The sequence below is a fragment of the Vibrio sp. SCP2 genome (assembly GCF_059295395.1).
Genome location: NZ_JCAFVV010000003.1, coordinates 152,953 through 178,578 on the forward strand (window position 1 = coordinate 152,953; position 25,626 = coordinate 178,578).

Here is a 25,626-nt window from a genome sequence, read left to right on the forward strand (position 1 = left end):
AGCATTGCGCTCCGTTTTTTTGCTTTATAAGAGCTTAAAGGCTCATGATTTTCTTAAACTCTTCTTCGGAGTACTTCTTCTCTGTGCTCTTAGTTAAGTCTGTCATCATCTTATATCTAAGCTCAGTTGCCATACTTAACGTGCGTTTAAGCTGTCCATAAGAGTAATCTGCGGCCATATTTAAGGCTGCCTGTTTGTCGGCTTTATACATGCCCGTCAGCGTTTTATCTAAATGCTTCACTTGCTTGTAGAGTTGGGTTTCTTCTTCATCCCAAGTCGCTTTTAAGATCGGCAAATATTTATCTGGATTAGCAGAAGCCAATGCCGTTAAGCTGCGGAACTGCCAATAAGCAGAATCATCACTATAGGTGTCATCACCAACTTGGAAAGCCTTAGGGTATTGTTGCAATGTGGAGTACAGAGGCACTAACACTGACTCTGGCAACACGCCAAAGCTTTGCCAAATCACGCCTTGAAGTTCATCTGGCATGTTAGGACGTAATTGAATAACGTGCGACTCTAGCTGACGCTCTACACGAATTGGTCGCTTCGCTTTGCCTTCTAGAGCCGTTCCGTCATAAGTTGCACTCAAGACTTCCGCGACATCTTTCACCGATATTTTCTCGTCAGGCTTCATAAACAGCGGATACTGTGCAAGTCGACTTTGTTGGTACTTAGATGGAGTCAGCATTTTCTGCCCCAACCATTCGCGGTCAATATTGTACTCATCCCCTATTACTCCGAAGGCCTTAGCAAAGTTGAACGATTTTTTGTCTGCTTTGTCGAGAAGCTTATGTTGCTCCACGAACTCAAACATGCCTTTCGAATGCAGAACATCTTTGCTCGCGAGATTCACGCCATGTACGCGCAAACCATTGGCAATCATCGCATAGCTGTCATCCGGCACTTTTACCGCTATCCAATGGTGACCAGAACCAATTTCAAATAACCAAGCTTCGTTGATGTCTGCAATGTAGAGGCTATTGCCCTCTCCTGCACCATAGGTTTCGATGTATTGACCTAGAAGCTCTACGGCTTGTTTGGCGTTTTCAGCCTGAGGAAGAATTAAGGTAGGAATAATCGCTTCGATCACACCATTGTCGACCAGAGGATCAACCTTAGCGACTTTGTCGTTGATTTCTGCACTGGTTGTCGCAGAGATGGCGACGTTATGCTCATTGATGCCGCGCTCTTCATAGAACTTGCCATCACTGTCGACGGTTTTTGCATCCCAGTCTGGTATTGCTGAGTAGGCATAAAAGTGCTTCGGCATAGGAACAACCAAACCATTGCCAAGTGTCCAGTCACCTTCTGGGTTGTCTTGTGCTGGTCGATACTCTAGGTATTTGTTCCAGTTATTGATACCAAAGTCTTCGTTGCGCGCAATCATTATACTGCCATCGCTAGACGCTCCTTTGCCGACGATAAGACCAGTACAAGCTATCGCATTACCACTTAACGCGACAGCTACAGCAGTTGCTAAAAAGGATACAGACCATGTTTTCATCTTAATTCTCCGCATATGAAACGAGATAGAACCTAAGTTCACGTCAGTTGTATTTGCAGGGTTTTTATTGTCATTCAATGAGAATGTTTTCGACTGAGTGTACTGACCATTCGATGAGAATATTCTTCTTCTCGTCACATTAATGACAATTTTAATTAAGAATAATTATTTGAAAAATATGCAGTTTTTGCATAATTTCATTTAGAATTACTAGAGGTCGACTTTGACAGTACTCCAACTGAACTTTGTGCATAATTGTTTAAGTTCAGCGACTTCAGATTCAGTTTGCGACACCAACCAATCCAAAATCTCATTGGCAATAGGAGTATGGTTTTTCTGATAGCAATAGTATTGCCAATCACTATGCTGCAAAGCAATGGCTTCAGGACATTTGAGGAACTTTCGTTTGAGCTCAGGTAATACCAATAGCAAATCGGTTACGGTGACACCCTGCCCAGACAGACAAGCACTCAATGCCAAATCTAAACTAAAGAATACCGTGTCACGACCGAGCTTTTTCCCTTTAAGATCCGCGTTAGCAATCCATAGTTTCCAGTCCTGATGATCTAGCGTGGCATGCAAATGAGGAAGCTTGAGCACATCTTCAATCTGAATACTCTTATCTGACAGCAGTTCGGCATAAACTGGCGCCATGTACTCGGCACGCAAAAAAGTCACACCCTGTTTACCCAGATATCTCTCTTTTTGCCGAGTGTTGATGATTAAGAGATCGCAATCTTCTGATTCGAGTACGGGATCTTCTTCGATTGACGGGATGATCACTATCTCATGCTCAGGGTATCTCTCATTGAGCATAGCGACATTGGGCATCAAAACGCGCGTGGCATAACTCAATGCACTTTTGATCACGATGCGCTTTTTAGCCGGAGCCTTCCATTGAGCGATTAATGACTCCAGGTTATGGAAATTTTGCCTCAATACTTCATACAAGTCTTTCCCTTGAGCGGTCAATTCGATACTGCGATGTTTGCGATTTAACAGCGACGCATTCAACTCGTCTTCAAGTTGTTTGATCTGCCTACTGACAGCACTTTGCGTAACATTTAGCTCATCCGCAGCCTTGGTAAAACTCATCAGGCGCGCCACTGCCTCAAATACTTTTAATCCATTGTGCGAATAAGGAAGACTGGAATAAGGGCTCATATAACTCTCGCATGATCTGGACTCATGTCAGAGTGGCATAAATGTCATTTGAACGCCAGTCTGATAACCCTTACCTTTATGTGATAATGATCACGAGGCTCCCAATGAAAAAAATTCTCTCTCTCGCTATACCACTTATTATCTCGCAAATGATCTCTATGGCATTAGTGCTTACTGATGTTTGGATGATGTCGCGATTAAGTGTATCTGCTATTGCAGCGGGAGGTTTAGGCGCTTCAATCTACTCATTCGTATTTATCGTCGCGAGCAGTACAGTGGGCTGCGTCGCGAACTTAATTGCCATTGCCTACGGCCAGAGAATTGCTCGTCCAGAGTTTGGCAACCAACAGATTCGACTAGCCGTTAAAGGGGCGGTCTTGCTGTCGGTGATTCTAAGCCTAGTGCTTAGCATCAGCTTCATGTTTGTTCCTCAGTTACTTGCGATCGCGAATCAGCCGAGTGAACTCGCTGCACCTGCAATGCAATATGTCGATACATTGAAATGGGCAATGCTGCCTTCTTTGCTCCTTCTCGTACTACGAGGGCTAACCAGTGCTTTTGGCAATGTGCGTTCGATTATGGTGATGTCATTACTGACCGTCGCGTTAAACGTTCCAATCAGCTACGTACTTGCATTCACTATGGACTTAGGTCTCGCTGGCTTAGGCGCAGGCACAGCACTTGCTGCATTTATTGTCATGATTGGCTACGCCGCATGGGTATTTAAACGCCCAGAGTATGCCTCTTTTGCTCCTTGGCTTAACAAAGATGAGTACTCCCTATCTTTGCTGACTCCGTTACTGGCAATGGGATTACCGATCGCTTTAGCTGCATTACTAGAACACGGCCTGATTTACGGCGGCACTCTCATGGCTGGCACCATCAGTATCGCAGCCTTAGCCTTACATCAGATCCTTCTGCAATGTTTGAGCTTTACATGGAACATTAACTTTGGTTTCTCTCAGGCTGCCGCCATTCTTGTTGGACAAGACTTCGGCGCAGAAAACTACGATGGCATTAAGCGCACCGCCCTTCGTAGCTTTGGTATTACAACAGTGCTCAGTATCATTCTCGCGGGGGGCTTTATGCTTTGGCCAGAGCTTATCGCAGGTATGTTTAACCTTGATGGTGAACTCACGCACTTGCTAGCGATGGTACTTTGGGTTGTTGCGTTGTCATTCATCGTTGACGCATGGCAGCTGTTGGCTATCAACCTACTACGCGGAATGAAGATTGTTATGGGCCCAACCATCATGACGGCAATTGGCTACTGGGTGTTTGGTCTGCCAGCAGCATGGCTGTTAATGCCGCACTTCGAACTAGCGGGCATCTGGGGTGGTATTGGGATAGGTTTAGGAGTTACCGGTGTATTGCTATTGGTCCAACTGCTCATGGCAATCAAGAAGCAGCGCGATACAGATTCTCTTGCTGTAGCAATGGGCTAAGCGTAGACTCTAGCTACCATCACGCACTGTTAGGCGATACATCAAGTCATGACCGATCTGGACATCGAATTTGAACACATCTATTTGGAAGTGAAAGCGGAACGTTGGCCGCAATTAGAGCGCTTTCTGTTTAGCTATTACTGTTATCGAGAAGGCTTCGTCACGAGCAAAAACAAGCCCGATTGGAAAACCGCTCGTGCGAAGGCTCCGCGATCAAATAATGTTCAAGATATTCGAGACTCAGCACTAGAGCCAGTTGTCCCACTTGCGGTGGTCATTGGCGAAATCAAGCGTTACTGGCGAGATGGAGAGCTCACACCAAACTCCCTAAGGCGTATTCTTGATAGCTTACTTCACCATGCGACTATCTCGAAACAAGAACTCACACAACTACAAAAAGCTGGCCTGCAAAACGCAATGCCAGCTTGTTGGTATCAGAGTGACGAAAGAGAAACCTTAGCTCGTTTTGGCAAGGTAAAGATCTGCATAGAAGACCTTACTTAGCGTCGATAATGGATCTTAGCCGGAAACACTAACTGTTCGGGTTGTCGATTGGGCTCATTTAACAGAGCCTTTCCTGATTCAAATAAAGCTTGTGCAATCAAGTCACAATCTTGTTCTACTGAATCTATTTTAATTGGCAGGCAATCTAAAATATCGTAGTTATCAAAGGTTGCGATACGAACATCAGACATCAGTAAATTCTTTTCAGTCAAATAACGTAGTACGCCCTCAAGCAACGAATATGAGGCGGTAAATACAGCTTTTGGTACTCGGCCATTTTGCTCGACCACTTTGGCCATCATCTCGTAACCAGAGCTAGGCTGATAATCTTGTTGAAAAACAAACTCTTCTCGAAATTTGATTCCGGCCTGCTGCAATCCCGCTTGGTAACCAGAAAAGCGCTCCCTACTCGGTGATAGATCCAGTTGCCCACCGATATAAAAACACTCATCAAGACCTTTCACTAAGTTCGCAACGACCTCTTGAGTCGCGCTAGCAGCATCCGTTTTAATATTGGTAAAGACGCTGTCTTCAAATACTCGGTCAAAAAGAATAACAGGCGTCGTCTGTTTCAGTGGCTGTAAGTCGTTCTCACTAGTTTGAGACGTCGCAATCAATAACACATCGACCTGCCTGCCCACCAAGCTTTGAATCGCCTGCTTTTCCATTTCTGGATCATCGTCTGATGATGCGATTAACAGTTGGTAACCTTCACTACGACAAAGCACTTCCAGTCGTTTTGCGATGGTAGCAAAACCCATGTTGGCCAGATCAGGAATGACAAGCCCTGCAGTATAGGTCTGCTTAGACTTCAACGCCCGCGCATAAATGCTTGGCGAATAGTTGTTTGCCACAGCGATAGCTTCTACTTTCTTTACTGTTTCTTCGTTTATCCGGTGTTTTTTAGCATGACCATTGAGCACAAAACTTACGGTCGATTTTGAAACACCTGCCAGTTCAGCAATATCTGCTAGCTTAAGCTTTTTCGTTGTCATTCTTTTCCTGTTAATGCTTATCGTCTAAGAGTGGCGAGCCCTGCCTTATTCTACTGGCATCAAGCAATATAGCTAACTGTTTGCACGTCTTATCGCTTTGTCGATCTTATGGGCATCTAAAAGATCGGATTGGATCACAATTCACTCTCTTAGCATTCATTATAACTCGATTTAGCTATTAGCTAAACCGTTTTAGCTCTATAATTGGAGCATCGTTATTGAGAGATTAGAGGTGACAACTATGAACAGAGTTTGGGTGACAGGCGACGCCGTCGTTGACCTAATTCCGGATACCGAATCAACCTACTTAAAATGTCCAGGTGGCGCGCCAGCCAACGTAGCGGTAGCGATCGCTAGGCTCGGTGGAAAAAGCGCATTCTTTGGTCGTGTTGGTCAAGATCCCCTTGGCAGGTTTATGAAGAACACACTCGCTGATGAACAAGTAGATATTGAGTTTATGCTGCTTGATGACGCACATCGCACTTCGACAGTGATCGTCGACCTAGATGACAGCGGCGAGCGCAGCTTTACCTTTATGGTTAAACCCAGTGCCGATCAGTTTTTAGCTGAAAGTGACATTCCTCAGTTTAAGGCAGGCGAATGGCTACACGTGTGCTCGATTGCATTGGCTAACGAACCGAGCCGTAGCAGCACTCTTAAAGCGATGCGCCAAATCAAAGCCGTTGGTGGATTTGTCAGCTTTGACCCAAACTTACGTGAAGAAGTATGGACACAGCCAGACGAACTCAAACCCGTGGTCAAACAAGCGATTGCGCTCGCTGACTTAGTAAAGTTTTCAGATGATGAGCTGATGTTTCTGACTGACACCACTTCACTTGAAGATGGATTAAAAGCTATTGAAAGCGATAGCAACTCATTGGTTCTTGTCACTCAAGGTGCAAAAGGTGCGCTTGTCGTCTTCGAAGGTGAGCAACGTTTGCTCTCAGGTCAAACCGTTAAGCCAGTCGACACGACTGGTGCGGGCGATGCGTTCGTAGGTGGTTTGTTAGCCAAACTGTCGCAACACAGTGACTGGGCGAACAGTTCAAATATCGAGGCTGCAGTTCAATGGGCGAACGGTTGTGGTGCTTTAGCTACGACTCAAAAGGGTGCAATGACCGCATTACCAACTCAACAAGCATTGTTAGAGTATATCAAGATGTAATACCAACCAGAATAAATTCCTGGTCATTTTTGCTGGTTAAAATCGCTGATAGCAGCGTTATAGCTTTTGTAGGTGGGTCAACTAGCTAGCTGCAATCTATGCCTTGCTCTAAGCGATTTTCCTGCGCAATTATCTGATCAGCTATTTATCCCGATTGGTATAATATGAGAACGAGCAGATAAACGAAGGCCCCGAGAACTGTACTCGGGGCCTTTTTTTGTCAGAGACCAGCAATTTTAGTTTGAACTGAAAGGCGCATTGCTCGCATTTAAACGTCTGTATCTTGCATCAAGTGACGTGCCTTTAATTGATATCCCAGTTGCGTTTTCCGCTGTAAACACTCGTGATGTCATCACCGCTTGCCCACCGTTAACAAACACTTCAATTGAAGAGTTGTCAGCCAAAATACGTAGATCAATTCTGTCCGATATCAGTGGCAGTTCACGAATCGTATCCGGTGCTCGGTTAAGTGTTTTCGAGCGGTCCATGACTAAACGTTGATTATCTGAATCAGCTTTAAGTACCAGAGCTTGATCATCATTTTCAAATAGACGCAACTCACTCCCCCACTCTAGAGAAACACTTAAATCAAATGACTTCGTTTCTAAATCATAGCGCTCTGCGGTAAGTTCAATAGACTGCTCAGCTTGCGTGAGCTGCTCTATCTCTTTGATTGGCCACTGATTCAGTTTCCCATCTTTTACTGTCAATTCACGCATCGCGGTTAGTTGGTGTACCCAACCATTATCTGAAGAAGGCTGATCAACTTCATCGGGTAGTCCCATCCAACCACACATAACCCGCCTGCCATCGGCAGTTAACAAGGTTTGAGGGGCGTAAAAATCAAAGCCGTAGTCAAGATGTGTAAAGTCAGATAACTCGATACCGTTTTCGTGACTCAATTTCGCACGCGCAATGCCGTTGTGATGTGGGATGGTATTATGCTTAGAAAACGATTCAATGCCCTGAGGCCCAATCACGGCATAGGTATGCTCTGCAATCGTAAATAGATCTGGACACTCCCACATATAGCCAAAGTCACCCAACTCTTCTCCATACAGCCCTTTGAACTGCCATTCTTTTAGGTTATCTGAAGTGTAAATCGCTAAACGCCCCTGCAGATCGGTGGTTTGTGCTCCAAGTAACATCACCCACTCTTCACCGTAACGCACAATTTTAGGATCTCTAATATGCGGGGTAACACCTTCAGGAAGGCAATCGATCACTGGACCATGCTTGATAAAGTGATAACCGTCATCCGATATCGCTAAACACTGGGTTGTATGACGATCGCGTTGCTCACCAATTCGAGTATTACCCGTATAGAACAGCATCAATTGGTTGTCATGGCTAAGTGCATGACCAGAGAACACTCCATGAGAGTCAAACCAATCTGAAGGCGTCAACGAAGCAGATTGCCACTGCCAGTTGACCAAATCAGCGCTTGAGAGATGCGCCCAGTGCTTGTCTTTATGCACGCAAGCGTGCGGATACCATTGGTAAAAAAGGTGATACTCGCCATTGTGGAAGACAAAACCATTTGGGTCGTTAAGCAGACCTTGAGGCGGAGAGATATGCCAATTCGGTCGATGCGGGCATAGAGTCGGTGCTAACCTTGGTGCGAGTGCTGTACGTTGGTTTTCTGCGATGTATCGACCTATTTTCAGCAAGGCTTCACTATCAAATGACTGAGTACGTTTAAACACCACCTGAGACTCGCCCAGTATGTCCCTAACATCTACGATAAGATGGCTTTCGGCCACTAAAGAAACATCAGCAACCGCTAAAATCAGCTCATCATTATGAACTAAAACCCGAGTAACATTGTTTTTGCCACCACAAAGGGTGAGGTAGTGTTCAACAGACATCAAAACTTACCTAAAAATTGGGAACGTTTGCAAAACTACATTATCAGATTAGAAAGTACAAGAGATGTCGTGCTGTTTGGTCGTGATTGTCGTGATTAAGATCACAAAAAAAGCCTGATAGTTCAGGCTTCTTCTTAAAGTGAATCAGTTCTGGCTAGCAGGTTTCTCGGTCAATATTTTGGAACGTTAACACCAGTTTACTCATCACTTGAGGCTTTCCTTCGATTAGCTCTAGCAACATTTTTGCACCATTTTCCCCCGCTTTATCAAAAGCATAGTTAAAGGTAGATAAGCTTGGTGAGTTAATGTACCCCAGCTCGTCATTACCGACCCCAAGGACTTTGATTTGTTTACCTACTTCAATTCCCGCCTCTTGGAGCGCTTTTATTGCTCCAACAGCAATACGGTCAGTAGCACAAAACACGCCATCCACGCTTGGGTAACTGGCAACAATTTGCTTCATGTTCGCGTAGCCTGATTCAATGCTAAACTCTCCGTGGCAATGGAAGAGCAATTGTTGGTCATTCATCGCTAACGCTTGCGTTAAGCCATCTGAGCGTAGTTTGTCGACAGCTACATCAGAATCAGGAACACCAACAAAACCAATTTGCTTGCAACCCGCTGCGAGCAGTCGATTCCCGGCTTCAAAACCAACTCGGAGATCGTCATGGACAACGCTCGGGATATTAAACAATGAACCATCTTGTCCAACGAGCACAACGGGCGCTTTAGACTGACTTATTGCTTTAACTAATTCGTTGTCGATATGCGTAGCATAAAGCACAATCCCTTCGACACGTTTCTGGTTAAACAACTGAATATATTCAATTTCTTTTTCACCAGACAATTGAGCACTCGCCAATAGGACATGTTTACCTGCTTGTTCAAACACTCGGCTTAAACCGTCAATCCCTTGCGCAGTCGCATGTGAAGAAACACGAGGTACAATCACACCAACTAAGTTGGTTTTCTGTGATTTCAGATCTTTTGCCACCTGATTGACCACATAGCCAACCTCTTCTACCGCTTTCATTACTTTAACCTTAGTGGCCTCTTTTACGCCGTATTCGTTGTTGATCACTCGGGATACGGTCGATTTAGAGACTCCAGCCAGTTCTGCGACGTCATGTAAGCTTGCCATTGAGGGCTCTCATAATAAGTTATTGGGATTGTTTGCAAAAAGTACCAGATTTCAAGGCAATTTCCACCTTGCCCAATCGGTTTAGCAAAATATTTTAGCAGATCTATCTCACATAAAACCCCAATATGTTTTGACTCATTTCCATTGATCGCAAAGAATCGATTTTGCAAACGTTCCCAAAAAGTATTCAACACCTTTTTGAACTATTAACTAGATAAGTAGAAGATAACAACCGGGGTTTGGAATGAACTATCCAATTATTGCAAAAGAGCTGCTGGAGCTTCTTGGAGGCAAAGATAACCTTCAAGCGCTCGCCCACTGTGCAACACGCCTACGTTTAGCGTTAAAAGATGACTCAATCATTGATGAAGAGGCTATCGCTAACCTTGACGGGGTAAAAGGCCAATTTAAAGTTGCTGGTCAATATCAGATCATTTTTGGTTCTGGAATTGTTAACCAAGTCCATGCAGAAATGGCAAAACTTACTGGTATGAGTGAGATGTCAACCAATGACGTCGCAAGCGCTGGAGCAGAAAAACAAAACATTGTGCAACGCGCGGTAAAAGGCTTGTCTGATATCTTCGTTCCTATCATTCCAGCCATTGTTGCGGGTGGTCTGTTGATGGGTATCTTTAACTTGCTCACAGCGAAAGGACTGTTTATCGACGGACAATCCTTGATTGATGCAAATCCTGGACTCGCTGATCTTGCAAGTATGATTAACACCTTTGCTAACGCGCCTTTTGTCTACTTGCCAGTACTTCTTGCTTTCTCTGCCAGCAAAAAATTCGGTGGCAACCCATTCTTGGGAGCTGCGTTAGGTATGTTGATGGTTCACCCAGATCTGCTTAACGGCTGGGGATTCGGTGGAGCCAGCGTTGCGGGGACTATCCCGACTTGGAACATCTTCGGTTTTGAAATCCAAAAAGTGGGTTACCAAGGTTCAGTTCTTCCCGTTCTTGTCTCTGCATACATTCTAGCCAAAGTAGAAAACGGCCTGCGTAAAGTTATCCCTTCAGTATTGGATAACCTGCTGACTCCTATGCTCGCCATTTTCATTACCGGTTTCTTAACGTTTACCCTTGTTGGTCCTATCACTCGTGACATCGGTTTCCTACTTGGTGACGGCCTAAACTGGTTATACGATTCTGCAGGCTTCATCGGTGGCGCGCTATTCGGCTTCATTTACGCACCATTTGTGATTACCGGCATGCACCACAGCTTTATTGCCATTGAAACACAGTTACTCGCTGACATCGCAGTGACCGGCGGTACGTTTATTTTCCCAATTGCCGCTATGTCAAACATCGCACAAGGGGCTTCTGCGCTTGCGGTTGGTTTTACAACTAAAGATACCAAACTAAAAGGAATCGCTATGCCCTCTGGTGTAACGGCCTTACTTGGTATTACTGAACCAGCAATGTTTGGGGTAAATCTTAAGCTTCGTTACCCATTCATCGCAGCCGTTATCGGTGCGGCCGCATCAAGTGCCTTTATCACTCTATTCAATGTTAAAGCACAAGCTCTAGGAGCAGCTGGACTACCAGGTGTTATTTCGATTGTGCCAGATAAGCTAGGTTACTACGTGGCGGGTATGGCTATTTCATTCGCTGTTGCATTTGGCCTAACCTTGGTACTCGGCGCACGCGAGCGCATTAAAAACGCAAACGCTGCCACAGCTTAAAATCGGTTCTTAATGGACTAGCCCCCCCGTAGTCAAAACACGTTTTGACTCCTGCCCCACTTTCGAGTGGGGCTTTTCTGTTTGGCGTTTTTAAATCAGGTGTCTTTCTAGGATCTAACGGCGGAGTGTATCTTTATTGCCAAAGGCAAAAACAAATAGGAAACCAAAGGGACAATAATGGCGACTGAGACAAAGGTCACCACTTCCTTATTGTCTGAAACGTTTTCCACCACAAACGGTGGTATGGCGTAAACGAGCGGCAATAAAATGATAAAGGTATACAACGCCACCCAATGCCGCGAGGGTGGCGCTGAATTTTCAGCGCCTTTCATTACTATCCTCGTGCAAAGTAGCTATTCATTACATATCCATACTTAGTCGTATGCTCTGCCAATACCTGACCCAGAGCTTCACCATGTTCACTTCTCCAGTCGTTCATTAGCTCTGCCAAGACCGATGCCCAAGTAGTCACTTTGACCCCCGCTTGAGTTAGCCGTTGCACTGTCACCTCTTGCACTGTTTTATTCCACGTCCCCGACGCATCAATAACAGCGTATACGTCGTAACCTTCCTCTACCGCCGATAAAGCAGGAAACAACAAGCAAACATCGGTGACTATTCCTGCCATAATGATTTTCTTACGCCCAGTTTTTTCTATCGCTTGCTTAAATGCCAAACTATCCCACGCATTAATCTGGCCTTCACGTTCAATGACATTCTCACCCAAAATGTTGGTAATCTCAGGCATGACTGGCCCATTAGGGCCTTCCGGTAAGCTTGCTGTCACGACACTTGGTAACCCGATCGCTTGCGCGGTTCTGGTTAAACCAACAATGTTGTTCTTTAGCACGGTAGGATGTTCATCCCCTAGCCCTACCATCAAACCTGTCTGGTGATCGATCATTGCTAGTACTGCATTTTCTGCCGTTAGAAACTCTGAATATTTTGTTTTCATTGTGTATCCTTTACTCATTGCTTGTGGTTAAAACTGTTCTGTAAAAATAAGGATCAATTGACTCTCTTCTCGTGCAGTAAAAGTCAGTTCCTTGGCGCGAACTAGCGTCCCTGCTTCGACTTCAACCCCATTTATCTCTGCGTGGCCTGTGCTCAAATAAGCCAAAACCTCTCCATGATGCTGTGTTTGATAACCTTCATCAGCTTGTACCATTTCGATAATGGTGTTGCTGTCAAACGTCTCCGACTGTGTGTTACGACCGCCATATATTCTTGTTCGTTGATTCGCTTTTGGGGTATAGGATTTGTAACCTGCTGGTTCTCCTGCTACCTCAGGTAAGACCCAAAGTTGGATAAGCTGGTTTGGGACACCATCTGGATTAGCTTCATTGTGTGCAAAACCTTCCCCACCAGCACGCTGCACCTGAGCCTCGCCAGCGACAAGGCCTTTGCCATGCTCAAGTGAGCCTTTATGGCTAACACGCCCTTTCGCCATAACGCTTATCACATCAATTTCTCGATGTGGGTGCATACCTGTTTCGCCATACGGGACGAAGTTGGCATCTGCTAGGTAAACAAAATTGCCAATGCCGTTAGACGTTTTAGGGTGCTTGCGAGCGCCAAATACTCGGTAATCTGTGACTACCTGCTTTTCTTTCAGTCCAGCAAAGCCACCTTGAGGAAGTTGGTCAAGAGTTAGAATTTCCATCGCTTAATCCTTAATATTTTCTAAGTGATGGAAGTAGAATAGTTTGGTATGAGATATTGATATATAAGCGCCCTGATACAATACTGTTCAATATTTGATAACAATAGACCAGAAAATGCTGAATTGTGATTTAAATGACTTGATGGTTTTTGCCACGGTCGTGGAAAGAGGTAGCTTTACAGCGGCCGCTGAAGCCTACAATACGCCCAAATCGAACATTAGTCGTAAGATTACTCGGCTTGAAAAGCATCTAGGAGTCAGGCTACTAGAGCGTTCAACTCGTTCTCTTAACATGACTGAAGTGGGCCAACGCTACTATGAATACTGCCGGAGAATTAAAGAGGAGCTTGATGCCGCAGATAGCGCCGTTGAGTCGATGTTGCAAAGGCCTCAAGGACGATTGCGAATTTGTACATCCTTAGGGGTGGGTCAATCGCTACTCTCCGAACACTTGGCTGCCTTTTGCATGCAAAACCCAGATGTGGAGTTGGATCTAACACTAACAAACCGCCGCGTGGATCTGATTGAAGAAGGATTTGATCTCGCTTTTCGAGTCGGTGAGTTGGCCGATTCCACACTCGTTGCAAAGCGTCTTTGCTCCATTGAGTTAAGGCTTTATGCCGCCCCCAATCTTGAGTTCGAAAATCTATCTCATCCTGATGAACTCACTGCACAACCATTGATGTTGATGAGCGCTAAAGAACGAAGTGCTGATTGGCATCTTATTTCTAGTGATGCAGAACATCATTTGTCATTTAAGCCGAGTGTTCGTTGTGATGATTTCTCGATGTTGAAACGTATGGCGGTTCAAGGACTCGGTATCACAGAACTGCCCGATTATATGGCTAAAGAGTTTGAAGAAAATGGTAAGCTAATTAACGTCTTACCCGATTGGAAGTTCAAGCCTGTGACCCTTTATGCGCTATACCCTAGTCACCGAGGCGCAACACCTAAAGTTCGGGCATTACTCGATTATTTAAACAACGTATTACAATAAATTGGCTAGTTAAAAAATAATGAAAACCGTCTATCAAATTAGTGATTGTCATCTGGGCGATGAATCAAGCTATGAGAACCTAAAACTAGCTCTGATTCATGCAGAACAAGATACCGACTGTGACACACTACTTCTCACCGGCGATATTTGCTGTAACCCAAAACCTGGTGACTACGCTAAGCTCGTCGCCTTTGTTACTCAGCATGTCACCAATAAAACGATTTTTGCCATCGCAGGGAATCATGATGACTCCCACCTGATGAGGGAAGAACTTAAAGGCTCAGTCATTCAAGTTGTCGATAGAGCTAAGATTCATGGTCGAGATGTGTTGTTCCTCGACTCAAGCTATAAGCCGATAGATGCTCAACATCCGCTTGGTTCGGGCCGGATAGATAACCGCGGTCTGGCTAAGCTTAGAAAGCAAATTCGAAAGACAAGCAACCCAATAGTGGTTATCCACCACCCAGTGATCCCAGTTGGTGCGAGTTGGATGCAAGCAATCCGCTTAGAAAATGACACGCAACTCATGGCACTTTTACGCAAGCATCAGGTAAAAGACGTTGTTTGTGGTCATGGCCATGATGGCATTACTAAGACAAGGCAAGGTGTAACCCAGTATATGGCGCCTGCCACGGCGTATGGATTCGATCACTCTATTAATGAATACAATCGCAGTGAGAAAATCGGGCTTAGTCGAATCACATTAAGTTTAGAAACCATCGACTATCAAGCCATTTATCTTGGCTAATTCTGAGCTTTGCTTACTAGGCGCATCGGAACAAATAAATGCTCCGATAATTGTCCTGATTGGCATTAAGTGAGGCATGATTTTTGGTCCATCTCACATTCTGAAGCATTAAACCTACATCATCAAAAATAGATCCTATATTGATACAATAAGTATCAATATAGGATCTATAAATGTATACCGTTGAAGAAGTAAAAACCGTGATTGGCGAGTCTCCAATCTGGAACTCAAATACACAATCCTTGGTCTGGGTAGAAGCTGCAGGCAAAGAATTATTTGAATACTGCACCAAGACGAAAAAGATTCACCACTATCACCTCCCCTTCGAGGTGACCGCCGTTGTACCGTGCGACAACAACCATTGGATATTTGCCAGTAAGCAGGGCCTGTTTTATAGCACTCCGCGCTTTGATCACTTTACGCCAATTGGGGATCCTTGTGCCAACGGCGCTCATCTCCACTTAAATGATGCTGTTGCTGCTCCAAACGGAGAGTTATGGTTTGGTTCAATGAACTGTCAGCAGTTAGAGTCTGCTGACGGCAAGTTGTTTAAACTCAGCGAGCAGCAAATTACTGCGCTCGACGACGGTTTTAGCGTCGCGAACGGCATCGCCTTTAACACCGAACTCAAGCGAGCTTACTGCTCAAATATGTTCCAGAGAAAAGTCTATGAATATCAACTCGATGAAAGCATGACGCGAATCTTGGACAAACGCGTATTTGTCGAGTTTAGCGACAAGCAAGGATTCCCTGATGGTCTGAGTGTTGACCAAGCAGGCAACCTCTATGTTTGTCATTGGGATAATGGTGGTATCTCCTATTATCGCCCATCTCGCTTTGAAATAGGCAAAGGCGAGAAATTAGGGCAAATTAGCTTACCCGTAAAACACGCGACGCGCTGCACTTTCGGTGGAGATGATTACGCGACCTTGTTCGTTACCACAGCGAGCTATGAATTAACGACTTATGAGCAACAGCTTTACCCACTCTCAGGGCAATTATTTATCCTCGAATCTCCGACTAAAGGCACACCAGAACACAAGGTCAAGGCTGAGTCTTTGATCCCAGCCGTAAAGGAGAGAACAGAGTTAACCAGTTGAAACTAGTTGAAGAGTTTGGGATTATAAAAGCTGTTTCCACCCATTTCGTGGTCAATTGGCTAAATTTAGGGTGAGCTTTTAAAAGGAATCAAAGGTGTCGGATAAAACTAACTCAGTTGATCGATTGATCAGCATTATTGAAAAAATTGGCGAAGCGAAGAGCCCTCTTCCTGCGTCCGATATTATCTTTGACACCGGAATTCCAAAGCCTACCTGCCACCGTCTGCTACAGCAGTTGGAAGAAGCCAAATACATTCAACCCGACGAACGTGGTCACTTTTATCCCGGTTCGCAAATGCTTTCCATTGCACTTGATGTAAAGTGGACCAATCAACATAAGCTGCAAAGACAAGCGATTCTTCATGGCTTAGCAAATAAGCTCGAGGAAACCTGTGGTTTAGCGTTAGCCAATGATGATCCAGCGCCTCATATGGTGTATTACGATCGCATTCAAACTAACTGGCCACTGCAAATTGTTATTCCTGTCGGCTTCCCTACTCCACTATGGGCGTCAGCAAGTGGCAAACTCTATTTAAGCACACTAACACCGCCTCAATTACGCCGTGTTCTTAGTAAAATAGAGCTTACTCAATGTGCTAAAAATACCATTACTGACAAGCAGTCATTAAAAAAAGAGCTCTCGCAGATCCAGCGCAGAGGCTATAGCGTCGATAATGAAGAATTTATTGACGGAATGGTTGCGATTTCACTACCGCTCTACGATCACGATGGAAACTTTATGGCTGCACTTTTCTGTCACTGTCCAAAAAGTCGTAAGGATGTTGCCGATCTAGAGAGCTTTTTACCAATTCTACGTTCAGCGCAGCGCAGCTTGGAAACCGTCTATCAAGATATGAAACAGCAGTTTGGCTAAGCGAGCTCTGACAAAGTAAATTCGTGAATCTCTTTCGCCGCTGCCTGCATTTCTGGCAAGTAGGTTTTCAGCACTTCTATAGGAGTACGAAAACTTGGCGCATGGCAAAACAGATAACCAAAAATAAAATCATCACTACCGATTGGAACGGACACAGCAACCATACCATCAACAAACTCTTCGTTGTCTTCACCGAACCCTTGTTCACGTATCCGTTTCAACTCTTCAAGAAACAAACCTTCGTGAGTAATGGTTTTAGGGGTGTACTCACTCAACCCCATATTCTGCACTACGTTTTCAAGAATCGATTGTTCTAAGCTCGCAAGGTATAGTTTGCCTGACGCTGAGGCTGCAATAGGAACCGGACTTCCTTCGGCTAAGTTAATTTGCAGCGGCCAATTACAATTAACACGTTCAAAATAGGTCATCTCAATCCCGTTGGGGACAGAAATACCACACGTCTCGCCTATCTTGTCCGCTAGACGCTGCAAAACTTCACCGCGCTGCTGCGAAAAACGTTGGCTTTTTAGAATATCGTGCGAAAGAGATTGAAGTGAAGGACCTGCAATCAGTCGACCGACAATGTTTTCCTGCAGGTGACCTAAAGAAACTAACTGATTGATAAGCTTGTTTGCGGAAGCAATCGGCATTGATAGCTGCTCTGCGACAGCCTCTCTATCTAACTGACCACGACTACGAGCAACAACCGCGATGACTTGTAATACGCGATCAAGCGTCGAACCTTTTGTTGAACTGGCCGAATGAGATGCTGACATAAGCGATTGTTCTTCCTTGAGATAAGCCGTTAACTACCTAATAGCCTATTGCTTTTGGCTTTAGAGCGCAATATACGAAACGGTTTGACGATACAAAAAACAAACACCATTCAAAATACAAGGCTCCACATCAAACTACCTTCACTAAAACAATAACTAATAAGCATTGCACGCTACCTGACTCCCTCACTAGAGACTAGCTTGATTAAAAAAGTATTGAAATTGATCTGATTAATGGTTAAAGTCCTCCCCAAGAAAAATGGTTTGACATAATATTATTATGAGAAGCCTGCAGAGACAAGGCTTGAAAATTCATTTTACATATTGTTTGATATCATACCTTGCAAAATTAACACAGATAACCAAGGACGGTTTTTTCATTACTAACTTATTTACTAGGAGACATAACATGAAAAAACTGGTAACTACTTCAGCAGTACTTGTCGCGCTAACATCAGCATCGACAATGGCATTCGAACTCGATGTTAACCACGACACGAACACTCAAGAAAGTGAAATTAAACTCCACAGCGATCTCTTTGCTGGCATTGGGGGTGGAATTGAGTTTGTTGGCTCTGACAATTTACAACATTACAAAGAGACCACTTTCTCTTTAGACTATAAAATCGATGCGGGTAACTTCTATGTAACGCCCTCATTTGACCTAACTGTACCAAGTGGTGACTCTAGCAATTACAAATGGCAGCCAGACGCTATGCCTGGTGGCAAAGATCAGATGAGTTATAAGTTTGGTAGCGTTGCCAAGTTTGGACTAAAAGTAGGTACATCTTTTGACAACGGAATTTATACCTCGGCTCGTTACCGCTATGAAATTCAAGACGGCAAGGGTGACTTCGGTATTGGTAACCCTATTCTTGGTGCACGTCACCTAAATGGTGAAGGCAGCCATAAAACTAAGACTCACCGAGTAGACCTAACTGTGGGTTACAACGTCGCTGAAGTCGTTGACCTCTCTGCTAACTACGTTGTTAAGCGCGGTACCACAAAGGCAAAAGTTAACGTTGCTGAAGGTGATAATGCAGCTAAATTCACAGGAACATCTCACGATATTGAACTAAAAGCTGTGGTAACAACATTCGGGGACCTTAAACCGTATGTCCAGTACAGCTATAAAGGTGACACTAAATACACAGGCTCACGCACTTTTGAAGGTGCTACCGACAACGAGTTCAAGCTTGGCGTAAACTACACTTTCTAGAATCTTTGTTTGAATTGAGTGGGGGATCGCTCCCTGTTCCCCCACTTTTTATTTGAATTTATCCTTTATTCAGACAATTACTGATGCAATTGCGCGTTCCCCCAGCTCGCATGATCATATCCGTTGCCATCGCCACCATCGTTTACCTTTAGGGTAATAGATGTTTTGTCACTCGGAATGTCTATGGAGACCAGCTCAGCACCATCCGAACCAGTTAATGTCGCGCTTTGGAAGTAAAGAACATCATCAAGCTCAACCTGAAATACGACCGAACCCGAATTTCCTACTTCATCATCAACACCAACGCTCGCGGTAAAACGACTGTATTGCCCCGCTGTGAATGAATAGGTAATGGTAGAGTTTGCGTGTACACCTAGCCCTTTAGCAAAGGCTTGACCACCGATAGAAATAGCCGTGCCATCTTGGGCATTACGCTCACCATTACTCATGTTCTTCTCTATTGGACCCCAGCCATTGGTTGAAGCATCTTCTTGGATATCACTAAGGTACACAGTATCTGGAACATTGGGTGCACTGCCGGGGTTTTCTGTCATAAACAGATTGCCGGTTCCATTGTCTGAAGGATGTATCCAATTAGTGCCACCTTCCGGGTCAAAGGCGAACGCAAATCCAGTATGTGGACCACTTCCACCACTGCCATTGCTTAGTCTCAACTCAAACAGATGCCAGCCTGGGGACAGATTTAAGTTAGCGGTAGAAACCCTATCACTCCATAAATCACTGCTTAAAACCAATTGACCATCAATCCACAATCGGGTCTTATCATCATTGTTTTCGCTAAATGAGATTTGACCGTCAGCATCATAGATATAACCCGTGTACACCTCCGTCGTGTTGCCAGCAATAGCATCTTCTGTCTCACTCAGACTGGTAGTGATCGATGTTTTGGGATTATCGTCAGTTTCATTGATGTTACCCGACAAAGTGCCATAAAACAGACCGGGAACGGCGCTGCTGCCCCCTTCGCTAGGTATACGCAACTTGGCATCACCCCATGAGCCATGATCATTACCAACGCCGTCACCAGCATCAGAGACAATCAACTTCAACTCTTGAGCGCCATTACCTATATTGACGACAACATATTCAGCCACATCACTTCCACGTAAAATGCTACTTTGGTAAGCCATCACGCCATCGAGCCACACTTCGAATACAACCGAACCTGAGCTGCCGGTTTCATCATCGACCCCAATGAAAGCCGTAAATTGGTCGTAATTCGCGTCGGTCAAACTGTATATGACTTCAGAGTAAGCATGAACACCAAGTCCTTTGGTAAACTCGCTGCCGCCAATTGAGATGGTTTGCCCATCGCCTGCGGAGTTCTCACCAACACTGGTGTCTTTTTCGATTGGACCCCACCCATTTGATGAAGAGGTTTCCGTCAAGTCGCTGAGGTAGACATAGGTGGTTGCCTGCGGTGGCTCTGGGACAACAATCGGTGGACCTTCATACTCTAGTTGCTTGAGATAGGCGACCAATGCAGCACGTTCTGAGTTATCTGAAACCGTATGTTGCGTGCCAATCAGCAAGGCGTCGTCTAACGTTGCCGCTTGACCGTTATGGAAGTATGGTGCACTCCCCCAAACCCCAATTAAGCTAGGCGTGTCAAACCCAACACCTGCTAGTGGCGCGTTAATACCTTGCCCAGAAGAAGCCTGAATAGTTCCGACATCATGTTTTTGCATATCGGTATAATAGACACCAGAGTGACAAGTGTTACAGCCTTTAGACTCGAACAGAGCTTGACCCGTTTGAGCCTCACTGGTTAAAGACCCGTTAGCATTGCGGTGAGGGCTACGAGGAAACTGATTCAAGCTACTGACGTAAAAAGCGAGGTTATCCAAATCTTCACTTTTGCCTGATTTTGATGCTCCTAATGGATTTTCAGTCAGCGCAAATAGCGCATCTATCATGAAGCCTCGACCACCGAAGCCATAACGGATGTCGTTCTCAAAGTCTTGGATTTCATCAAAGTTCGCCGTCCAATGGACACGCCCATTCCCTGTTCCGGTTTTTCCTAGCAACGAAATGGTATTACGAAGCCCTTCACCGCGATCTGTGAAGTCCCATACTCTATGGTCACTATCACCATCCGCGTGACAACTCGCACAAGAAATGTAGCCATCCTGCGTCATACGGGCATCTGCAGCGTTGTAGAAGATCTGCTTCCCTTTTAACACTCTAGGGTGAAGTGACTCACTAGCAACAACAGAAACTTGGGCAAGATCGCTAATCGTTCCGCGACTAGTTAAGAAACTACTTACATCATGAACCGAGACGGTTCTCGACATAAAGTTATGAACAAATAGCTTTGTTCCAGACAAGACCAAACCTCGTGGTGCCAAGCCTGTGTCAAAGATTTCTCCTGCTCGATTGAGATTATAAGCGCTGCGAATTTCGATGCTGTTTTGACCTTCAATAGCAATAAAAACTAAGTCACCAATGTCACTGAAAATCGCAGATTTAGGTTGCGCACGATCGTCAATATCGAGCGCGTTAGGCATAACACTACGCGCATTGAGGTCGAGTCGATTGACTACCGCGCGAACCGTAGTTTCAAAAGTCAGCTTCTTAGTCTCATCGCCTTCTAGATAAGGTCCACGATCCACATTGGCCTTATTAGATGGTAACCATGCCGTATAACCATCCGGAGAGATAGTGACTGAGCCAAGGTAGTTAGCCACGCCTCGGCTTCGGTCTGGACCATCTATGGTCGCCGTATCTTTGGCAATCTGGTAGCTCTGATCTATGGTCATACTGCCAACATCTACCGCGACAACCTCCGCATATGCCTGTGGTGAAATAAAGCGAGTCACCAACACCTGTGACGACGCACTGTCAATCGCTATACCTCGTGCGCTGTGTCCAACATCAACCGTCCCAAGAACAGACTTACTCACCGGGTCGATCTTTATTAACTGCCCACTCGCTTGAAGGGATGCAAAAACACTGCTGCCATCGGGAGTAAACGCAATACCGTAGGGCTGACTACCTCGTGGCAGCGGTACTGTCTCTTGTAACTGACCTTGTGCATTTAAAACCGAGATACTGGCGTCTGCCTGATTTACAACCCACAAATGACCATTGGGGGCTTTCGCTAACGTGCGAGGCTGATCGCCGACGGAAGATTCCCACTGCTTAGCGAACGGAGCGACGTTACTAATCGCGCTGACTGTGTCATTGTCTTCATTAACTACAATGATTTGACCATTTGCCTCAATGATGGTTGATGAAGCCGTTGGGGCAATGGAAGTTGGTTGGCGATAAACTGTCACAGGTACCGATTTACTACTTTCAAACACACCGTCAGAGGTGGTTTCGCGTACCGTTACCACCGCTGACCAATGGTTTGGGTTACCATACACATGACTCGCACTACCGCTGCTCGAAAACGGTGTAGGGTTGCTTCCATCACCAAAACTCCACGAGTATTCGATACTGCCACCTAACAAAGGTGAAGCCGTCGCGCTGACATTAGTGCCACTTCCTAGCGTGATTTTGTCATTGGCCGAGACGGAAATATCGTGACCCACTTGTGACCCTGTCGCAAAACGATACTCCGTTCTCCCCATGACGTTCCCAGCAAAGTCCGTGATACCATCAAGGACCACTTGGTAAATACTGTCTGCATCAAGTGACTGTGTTGGAGTGAAGTGAATAAAGCCTAAATTGGTACTGTATTCACCTTGGATTGGAGTCGCACTGCCCAGTTTAGTCACAGTAAACGTATTGCTGTTGACTGAGTCCATAAGGATGCTGTCAGACAACGCTAGCCCAACTCGTGTGGTCAAAGGTTGAAGCGTTGAGTCTATCGCTGGGTTTGCTGCCGAAATATACGGTGGCACAACGTCAGGCGAACTCTGATGAGCAATTAAACCGCTCCCTGAACCATGATCGTTGCCTACCCAGACAAGGTTACCAAAGGGAAACACTTGCCCATGATCGGTGTTGCTACTGGTCGCATTGAGCGAGCTTCGCCCTAATTCCCGAATGTTATTGATGTCACTAACATCAAGCACCGCTATATCATCTTGGTTACCAAGGAAAAGCTTGTTGTCTTGAACGTTACAGTAGAGGTTTTCAAACCCAGTCAGTGTTTCATTGACCAGTTGCATTGGGTTAGTGGTCGTATCATAAACACGTAGTGAGTCACTGGTACTTCTCGCCCCAAAATAGGCGTACTTACCATCCCAACACGAGGCGTAATACTTCTCTGGTAGACGATTAACTGTTTTCACCAAACTTGGGTTCACTGGGTCATCAATATTAAGGATCGAGAAACCTGCCGTTCCTTCCATACTGGAGATAAACATACGGTTGCCAAGGGCAAAAATGGGCCCGACATTAAAACCGCCTAGCTCCGAGTTAGGCACGGTTTTGACCAAGGTCGGATTACTCATATCGCTGGTGTTGACAATGCTTATCCCGGCATTGCCGCGTGCGACGTAAAGATAGGGTGCCTGCCAGAAAAGTTGCCAAGAAACGTTGTTATAGTCACCGTAATTTACGCCTGAAATAGCGAGTTTTGATAATCGAATAGGATTGTTTACATCAGACCAATCCCATATTTCTATCCCCTTACCTGTCTGGGTGGCAATGGTGTTGTTTTCACCAAGACCAAATGAATGTGGCTCTCGGAACTCCGCGGTGCGAAGCCCATCTCCTGTGCGATTGAGGTTAGCCAGATCTGGCTCATAGACAGTTTTGACCAGCTGCATGGCTTTTGGATTGGATACATCTAAAGCAATCCAACCACCCGGGCCACCACCACTATCGGGGGCAAACACACCTACCATATAGCCATTCAGCATGGTCATGACGTTTACACCATAATGCTTCCTGCCCGGGTAGTCCGGTGGTAAAAAGTTAGTTGAGTCATCCACCAGCGGACTGGAGACATGAGTGAATGCTTCCGAAGAGCTATAAGTCAGGTTTCCCAGACCCGGCCCTTGGGTAGCATTCGCTGAATATGTAAGCGAGGTAGATACCAACCCCGCTAATACACTGCTTACAACAGGGCGACGCCAAGTCTTAACAGACTTCATGAAGCTTGTGGCTTTCATCGCCTTCTCCTTGTTTTTATGGTCATTAAACAAAGCTCACTTTTTAAGAAAGTGAGCACCTAAAAACATGAAGAGGACAGATCGACTTACCCTACTACATCAACTTGACGCGAACCGACTACGCACCTCCCCACGTAACTGGATCATTTCATCGTCGGCATAACAAACTCTGCTTGCGCGTAAGAAGTCGGTGTCGCATTCGATTTAACACTGGAAGTCGGCCAACGAGTGGTGATTGCCTTCATTCGGGTAAAGAAACGGACTCCATCTGGGCCATGCATATGCAGTGGGCCAAATAGCGAGCGTTTCCAACCACCGAAACTATGGAACGCCATTGGTACTGGGATAGGCACATTGACGCCAACCATGCCCACTTGAACATTTGCAGTAAAGTCTCTTGCGGTGTCACCGTCTGCGGTAAATATCGCAGTGCCATTACCATATTCGTGGTCATTAATTAATTTCAGTGCTTGCTCGTAGCTATCAACTCGCAACACGCAAAGCACAGGACCAAAAATCTCTTCTTTATAAATGGTCATCTCTGGCGACACATGGTCAAACAGAGAACCGCCGACAAAGAAGCCTTCGCTGGTTTTCGCCAGTTCATGCTCACGACCATCAACAACCAAAGTAGCGCCTTCACTTACCCCTTGTTCTATATAACCGCAGACCTTCTGTTTATGTTCGTTGGTGATCAGTGGCCCCATGTCATTTTCAATCGTCTGCCCATACCCAGCGCCAACTTTTAACGTCGCAAGTTTGTCCTGCAAGCGTCCGACCAATGCATCACCCACTTGATCACCGACGGCAACCGCAACTGAAATTGCCATACAACGCTCACCCGCAGCACCGTATGCGGCACCCATCAGTGCATTCACCGCTCCATCGACATCTGCATCAGGCATGACAACCATATGGTTTTTGGCACCACCCAGAGCCTGAACTCGTTTACCGTATTTTGCGCCTTCCGAATAGATATACTCAGCAATCGGAGTTGAACCAACAAAGCTGACCGCTTGTATTCTTTCATCTTGAAGCAGCGTATCCACCGCCTCTTTATCACCTTGGATCACATTGAATACACCATCAGGCAATCCTGCTTGTTTAAGAAGCTCAGCGACAAACAGCGGCGCTGATGGGTTTTTCTCTGAAGGTTTCAAGATGAATGTGTTACCTGTTGCAAGCGCGATTGGGAACATCCACATAGGCACCATCACCGGAAAGTTGAACGGTGAGATCCCGGCTACCACGCCTAGTGGCATCATTTGCGAATGAGAATCTACGCCAGTGCCCACATTTAAGCTGTGCTCACCTTTTTGCAAATGAGGAATGCCACAAGCAAACTCGACGACTTCTAAACCACGAGTGATTTCCCCTAGGGCATCACTGAACACCTTGCCATGTTCACGACTAATAATTTCTGCCAGCTCATTGCGATTCTCTTCAAGCAAGGCTTTAAACTTAAACAAAACTCGCGCTCGGTTAAGCGGCGTTGTAGCCGACCAACCAGAGAAAGCCTCTTGAGCGACACCTATCGCGTCCTCGACTTCACTACGACTAGAAAGCAGCACTTGATTGTTCGCTTTACCGGTTGCTGGGTCAAAAACTGGCTGACTTCTTTCTGACTGGCTTCTAACATATTGATTGTTGATAAAATTGCTGATCATTTTTTCTTCCTTGTTTGAATCT

At 45.4% G+C, this 25,626-nt stretch carries 19 protein-coding genes; 9 read left to right on the top strand and 10 right to left on the bottom strand.

Features of this window, described 5'->3' with window-relative positions:
• Window positions 1-34: 34 nt before the first annotated feature.
• On the bottom strand, window positions 35-1,507 hold the full coding sequence (locus AC5O63_RS11820; RefSeq protein WP_004743431.1) for a C69 family dipeptidase: 1,473 nt from the start codon (window positions 1,505-1,507) through the stop codon (window positions 35-37).
• A 210-nt stretch (window positions 1,508-1,717) separates the two neighbouring features.
• Window positions 1,718-2,671, bottom strand: a complete 954-nt coding sequence (locus AC5O63_RS11825) for a LysR family transcriptional regulator (protein ID WP_425666708.1) — start codon at window positions 2,669-2,671, stop codon at window positions 1,718-1,720.
• Window positions 2,672-2,775: 104 nt separating this feature from the next.
• Here AC5O63_RS11825 and AC5O63_RS11830 point away from each other — a divergent pair, with 104 nt between their 5' ends.
• Window positions 2,776-4,116, top strand: a complete 1,341-nt coding sequence (locus AC5O63_RS11830; protein ID WP_171324212.1) for an MATE family efflux transporter — start codon at window positions 2,776-2,778, stop codon at window positions 4,114-4,116.
• 48 nt (window positions 4,117-4,164) lie between these two features.
• Window positions 4,165-4,620 (top strand): hypothetical protein, encoded by a 456-nt coding sequence (locus AC5O63_RS11835; protein ID WP_494505125.1) that lies wholly within the window; start codon window positions 4,165-4,167, stop codon window positions 4,618-4,620.
• Here the strand turns inward: AC5O63_RS11835 and AC5O63_RS11840 are convergent.
• Window positions 4,617-5,615: a substrate-binding domain-containing protein gene (locus AC5O63_RS11840; RefSeq protein WP_494505126.1), complete on the bottom strand. Its 999-nt coding sequence runs from the start codon at window positions 5,613-5,615 to the stop codon at window positions 4,617-4,619. The genes AC5O63_RS11835 and AC5O63_RS11840 overlap by 4 nt on opposite strands.
• A gap of 241 nt (window positions 5,616-5,856) precedes the next feature.
• Between AC5O63_RS11840 and cscK the strand changes: the two genes are divergently transcribed.
• A complete protein-coding gene (cscK, locus tag AC5O63_RS11845) occupies window positions 5,857-6,780 on the top strand; it encodes a fructokinase (protein WP_494505127.1) in 924 nt (307 codons plus the stop codon).
• Between the two features lie 236 nt (window positions 6,781-7,016).
• Here cscK and AC5O63_RS11850 read toward each other — a convergent pair whose 3' ends face one another.
• Complete coding sequence (locus AC5O63_RS11850) at window positions 7,017-8,648, bottom strand: glycoside hydrolase family 32 protein (protein WP_494505128.1); 1,632 nt, start codon at window positions 8,646-8,648, stop codon at window positions 7,017-7,019.
• Window positions 8,649-8,802: 154 nt separating this feature from the next.
• A complete protein-coding gene (locus tag AC5O63_RS11855) occupies window positions 8,803-9,789 on the bottom strand; it encodes a LacI family DNA-binding transcriptional regulator (RefSeq protein WP_494505129.1) in 987 nt (328 codons plus the stop codon).
• A gap of 244 nt (window positions 9,790-10,033) precedes the next feature.
• Here AC5O63_RS11855 and AC5O63_RS11860 point away from each other — a divergent pair, with 244 nt between their 5' ends.
• Window positions 10,034-11,473 carry a sucrose-specific PTS transporter subunit IIBC gene (locus AC5O63_RS11860; protein ID WP_171382010.1) on the top strand — a complete coding sequence of 480 codons (1,440 nt, stop codon included), beginning with the start codon at window positions 10,034-10,036 and terminating at the stop codon, window positions 11,471-11,473.
• Between the two features lie 334 nt (window positions 11,474-11,807).
• Here AC5O63_RS11860 and AC5O63_RS11865 read toward each other — a convergent pair whose 3' ends face one another.
• Window positions 11,808-12,428, bottom strand: a complete 621-nt coding sequence (locus tag AC5O63_RS11865; RefSeq protein ID WP_486794197.1) for an isochorismatase family protein — start codon at window positions 12,426-12,428, stop codon at window positions 11,808-11,810.
• Window positions 12,429-12,455: 27 nt separating this feature from the next.
• Window positions 12,456-13,136, bottom strand: coding sequence for a pirin family protein (locus AC5O63_RS11870; RefSeq protein ID WP_494505130.1), 681 nt, complete (start codon window positions 13,134-13,136; stop codon window positions 12,456-12,458).
• A 115-nt stretch (window positions 13,137-13,251) separates the two neighbouring features.
• Here AC5O63_RS11870 and AC5O63_RS11875 point away from each other — a divergent pair, with 115 nt between their 5' ends.
• The 4 genes from AC5O63_RS11875 (at window position 13,252) to AC5O63_RS11890 (ending at window position 16,855) form a co-directional block, all read left to right on the top strand.
• On the top strand, window positions 13,252-14,133 hold the full coding sequence (locus AC5O63_RS11875) for a LysR family transcriptional regulator (protein ID WP_494505131.1): 882 nt from the start codon (window positions 13,252-13,254) through the stop codon (window positions 14,131-14,133).
• 19 nt (window positions 14,134-14,152) lie between these two features.
• Complete coding sequence (locus AC5O63_RS11880) at window positions 14,153-14,881, top strand: metallophosphoesterase family protein (protein WP_494505132.1); 729 nt, start codon at window positions 14,153-14,155, stop codon at window positions 14,879-14,881.
• Between the two features lie 173 nt (window positions 14,882-15,054).
• The gene (locus tag AC5O63_RS11885) at window positions 15,055-15,981 is read left to right on the top strand and encodes an SMP-30/gluconolactonase/LRE family protein (RefSeq protein ID WP_494505133.1); all 927 of its coding nucleotides are present in this window, start codon (window positions 15,055-15,057) and stop codon (window positions 15,979-15,981) included.
• 94 nt (window positions 15,982-16,075) lie between these two features.
• Window positions 16,076-16,855, top strand: a complete 780-nt coding sequence (locus tag AC5O63_RS11890; RefSeq protein WP_239826029.1) for an IclR family transcriptional regulator — start codon at window positions 16,076-16,078, stop codon at window positions 16,853-16,855.
• Here the strand turns inward: AC5O63_RS11890 and AC5O63_RS11895 are convergent.
• The gene (locus AC5O63_RS11895) at window positions 16,852-17,631 is read right to left on the bottom strand and encodes an IclR family transcriptional regulator (protein ID WP_486794203.1); all 780 of its coding nucleotides are present in this window, start codon (window positions 17,629-17,631) and stop codon (window positions 16,852-16,854) included. The two genes, AC5O63_RS11890 and AC5O63_RS11895, sit on opposite strands and share 4 nt — an antisense overlap.
• A gap of 409 nt (window positions 17,632-18,040) precedes the next feature.
• Here AC5O63_RS11895 and AC5O63_RS11900 point away from each other — a divergent pair, with 409 nt between their 5' ends.
• Window positions 18,041-18,850: a hypothetical protein gene (locus tag AC5O63_RS11900; protein WP_494505134.1), complete on the top strand. Its 810-nt coding sequence runs from the start codon at window positions 18,041-18,043 to the stop codon at window positions 18,848-18,850.
• A gap of 77 nt (window positions 18,851-18,927) precedes the next feature.
• Here AC5O63_RS11900 and AC5O63_RS11905 read toward each other — a convergent pair whose 3' ends face one another.
• A complete protein-coding gene (locus AC5O63_RS11905) occupies window positions 18,928-23,937 on the bottom strand; it encodes an NPCBM/NEW2 domain-containing protein (RefSeq protein ID WP_494505135.1) in 5,010 nt (1,669 codons plus the stop codon).
• A 143-nt stretch (window positions 23,938-24,080) separates the two neighbouring features.
• Window positions 24,081-25,604 carry a CoA-acylating methylmalonate-semialdehyde dehydrogenase gene (locus AC5O63_RS11910; RefSeq protein ID WP_494505136.1) on the bottom strand — a complete coding sequence of 508 codons (1,524 nt, stop codon included), beginning with the start codon at window positions 25,602-25,604 and terminating at the stop codon, window positions 24,081-24,083.
• Window positions 25,605-25,626: the final 22 nt, after the last annotated feature.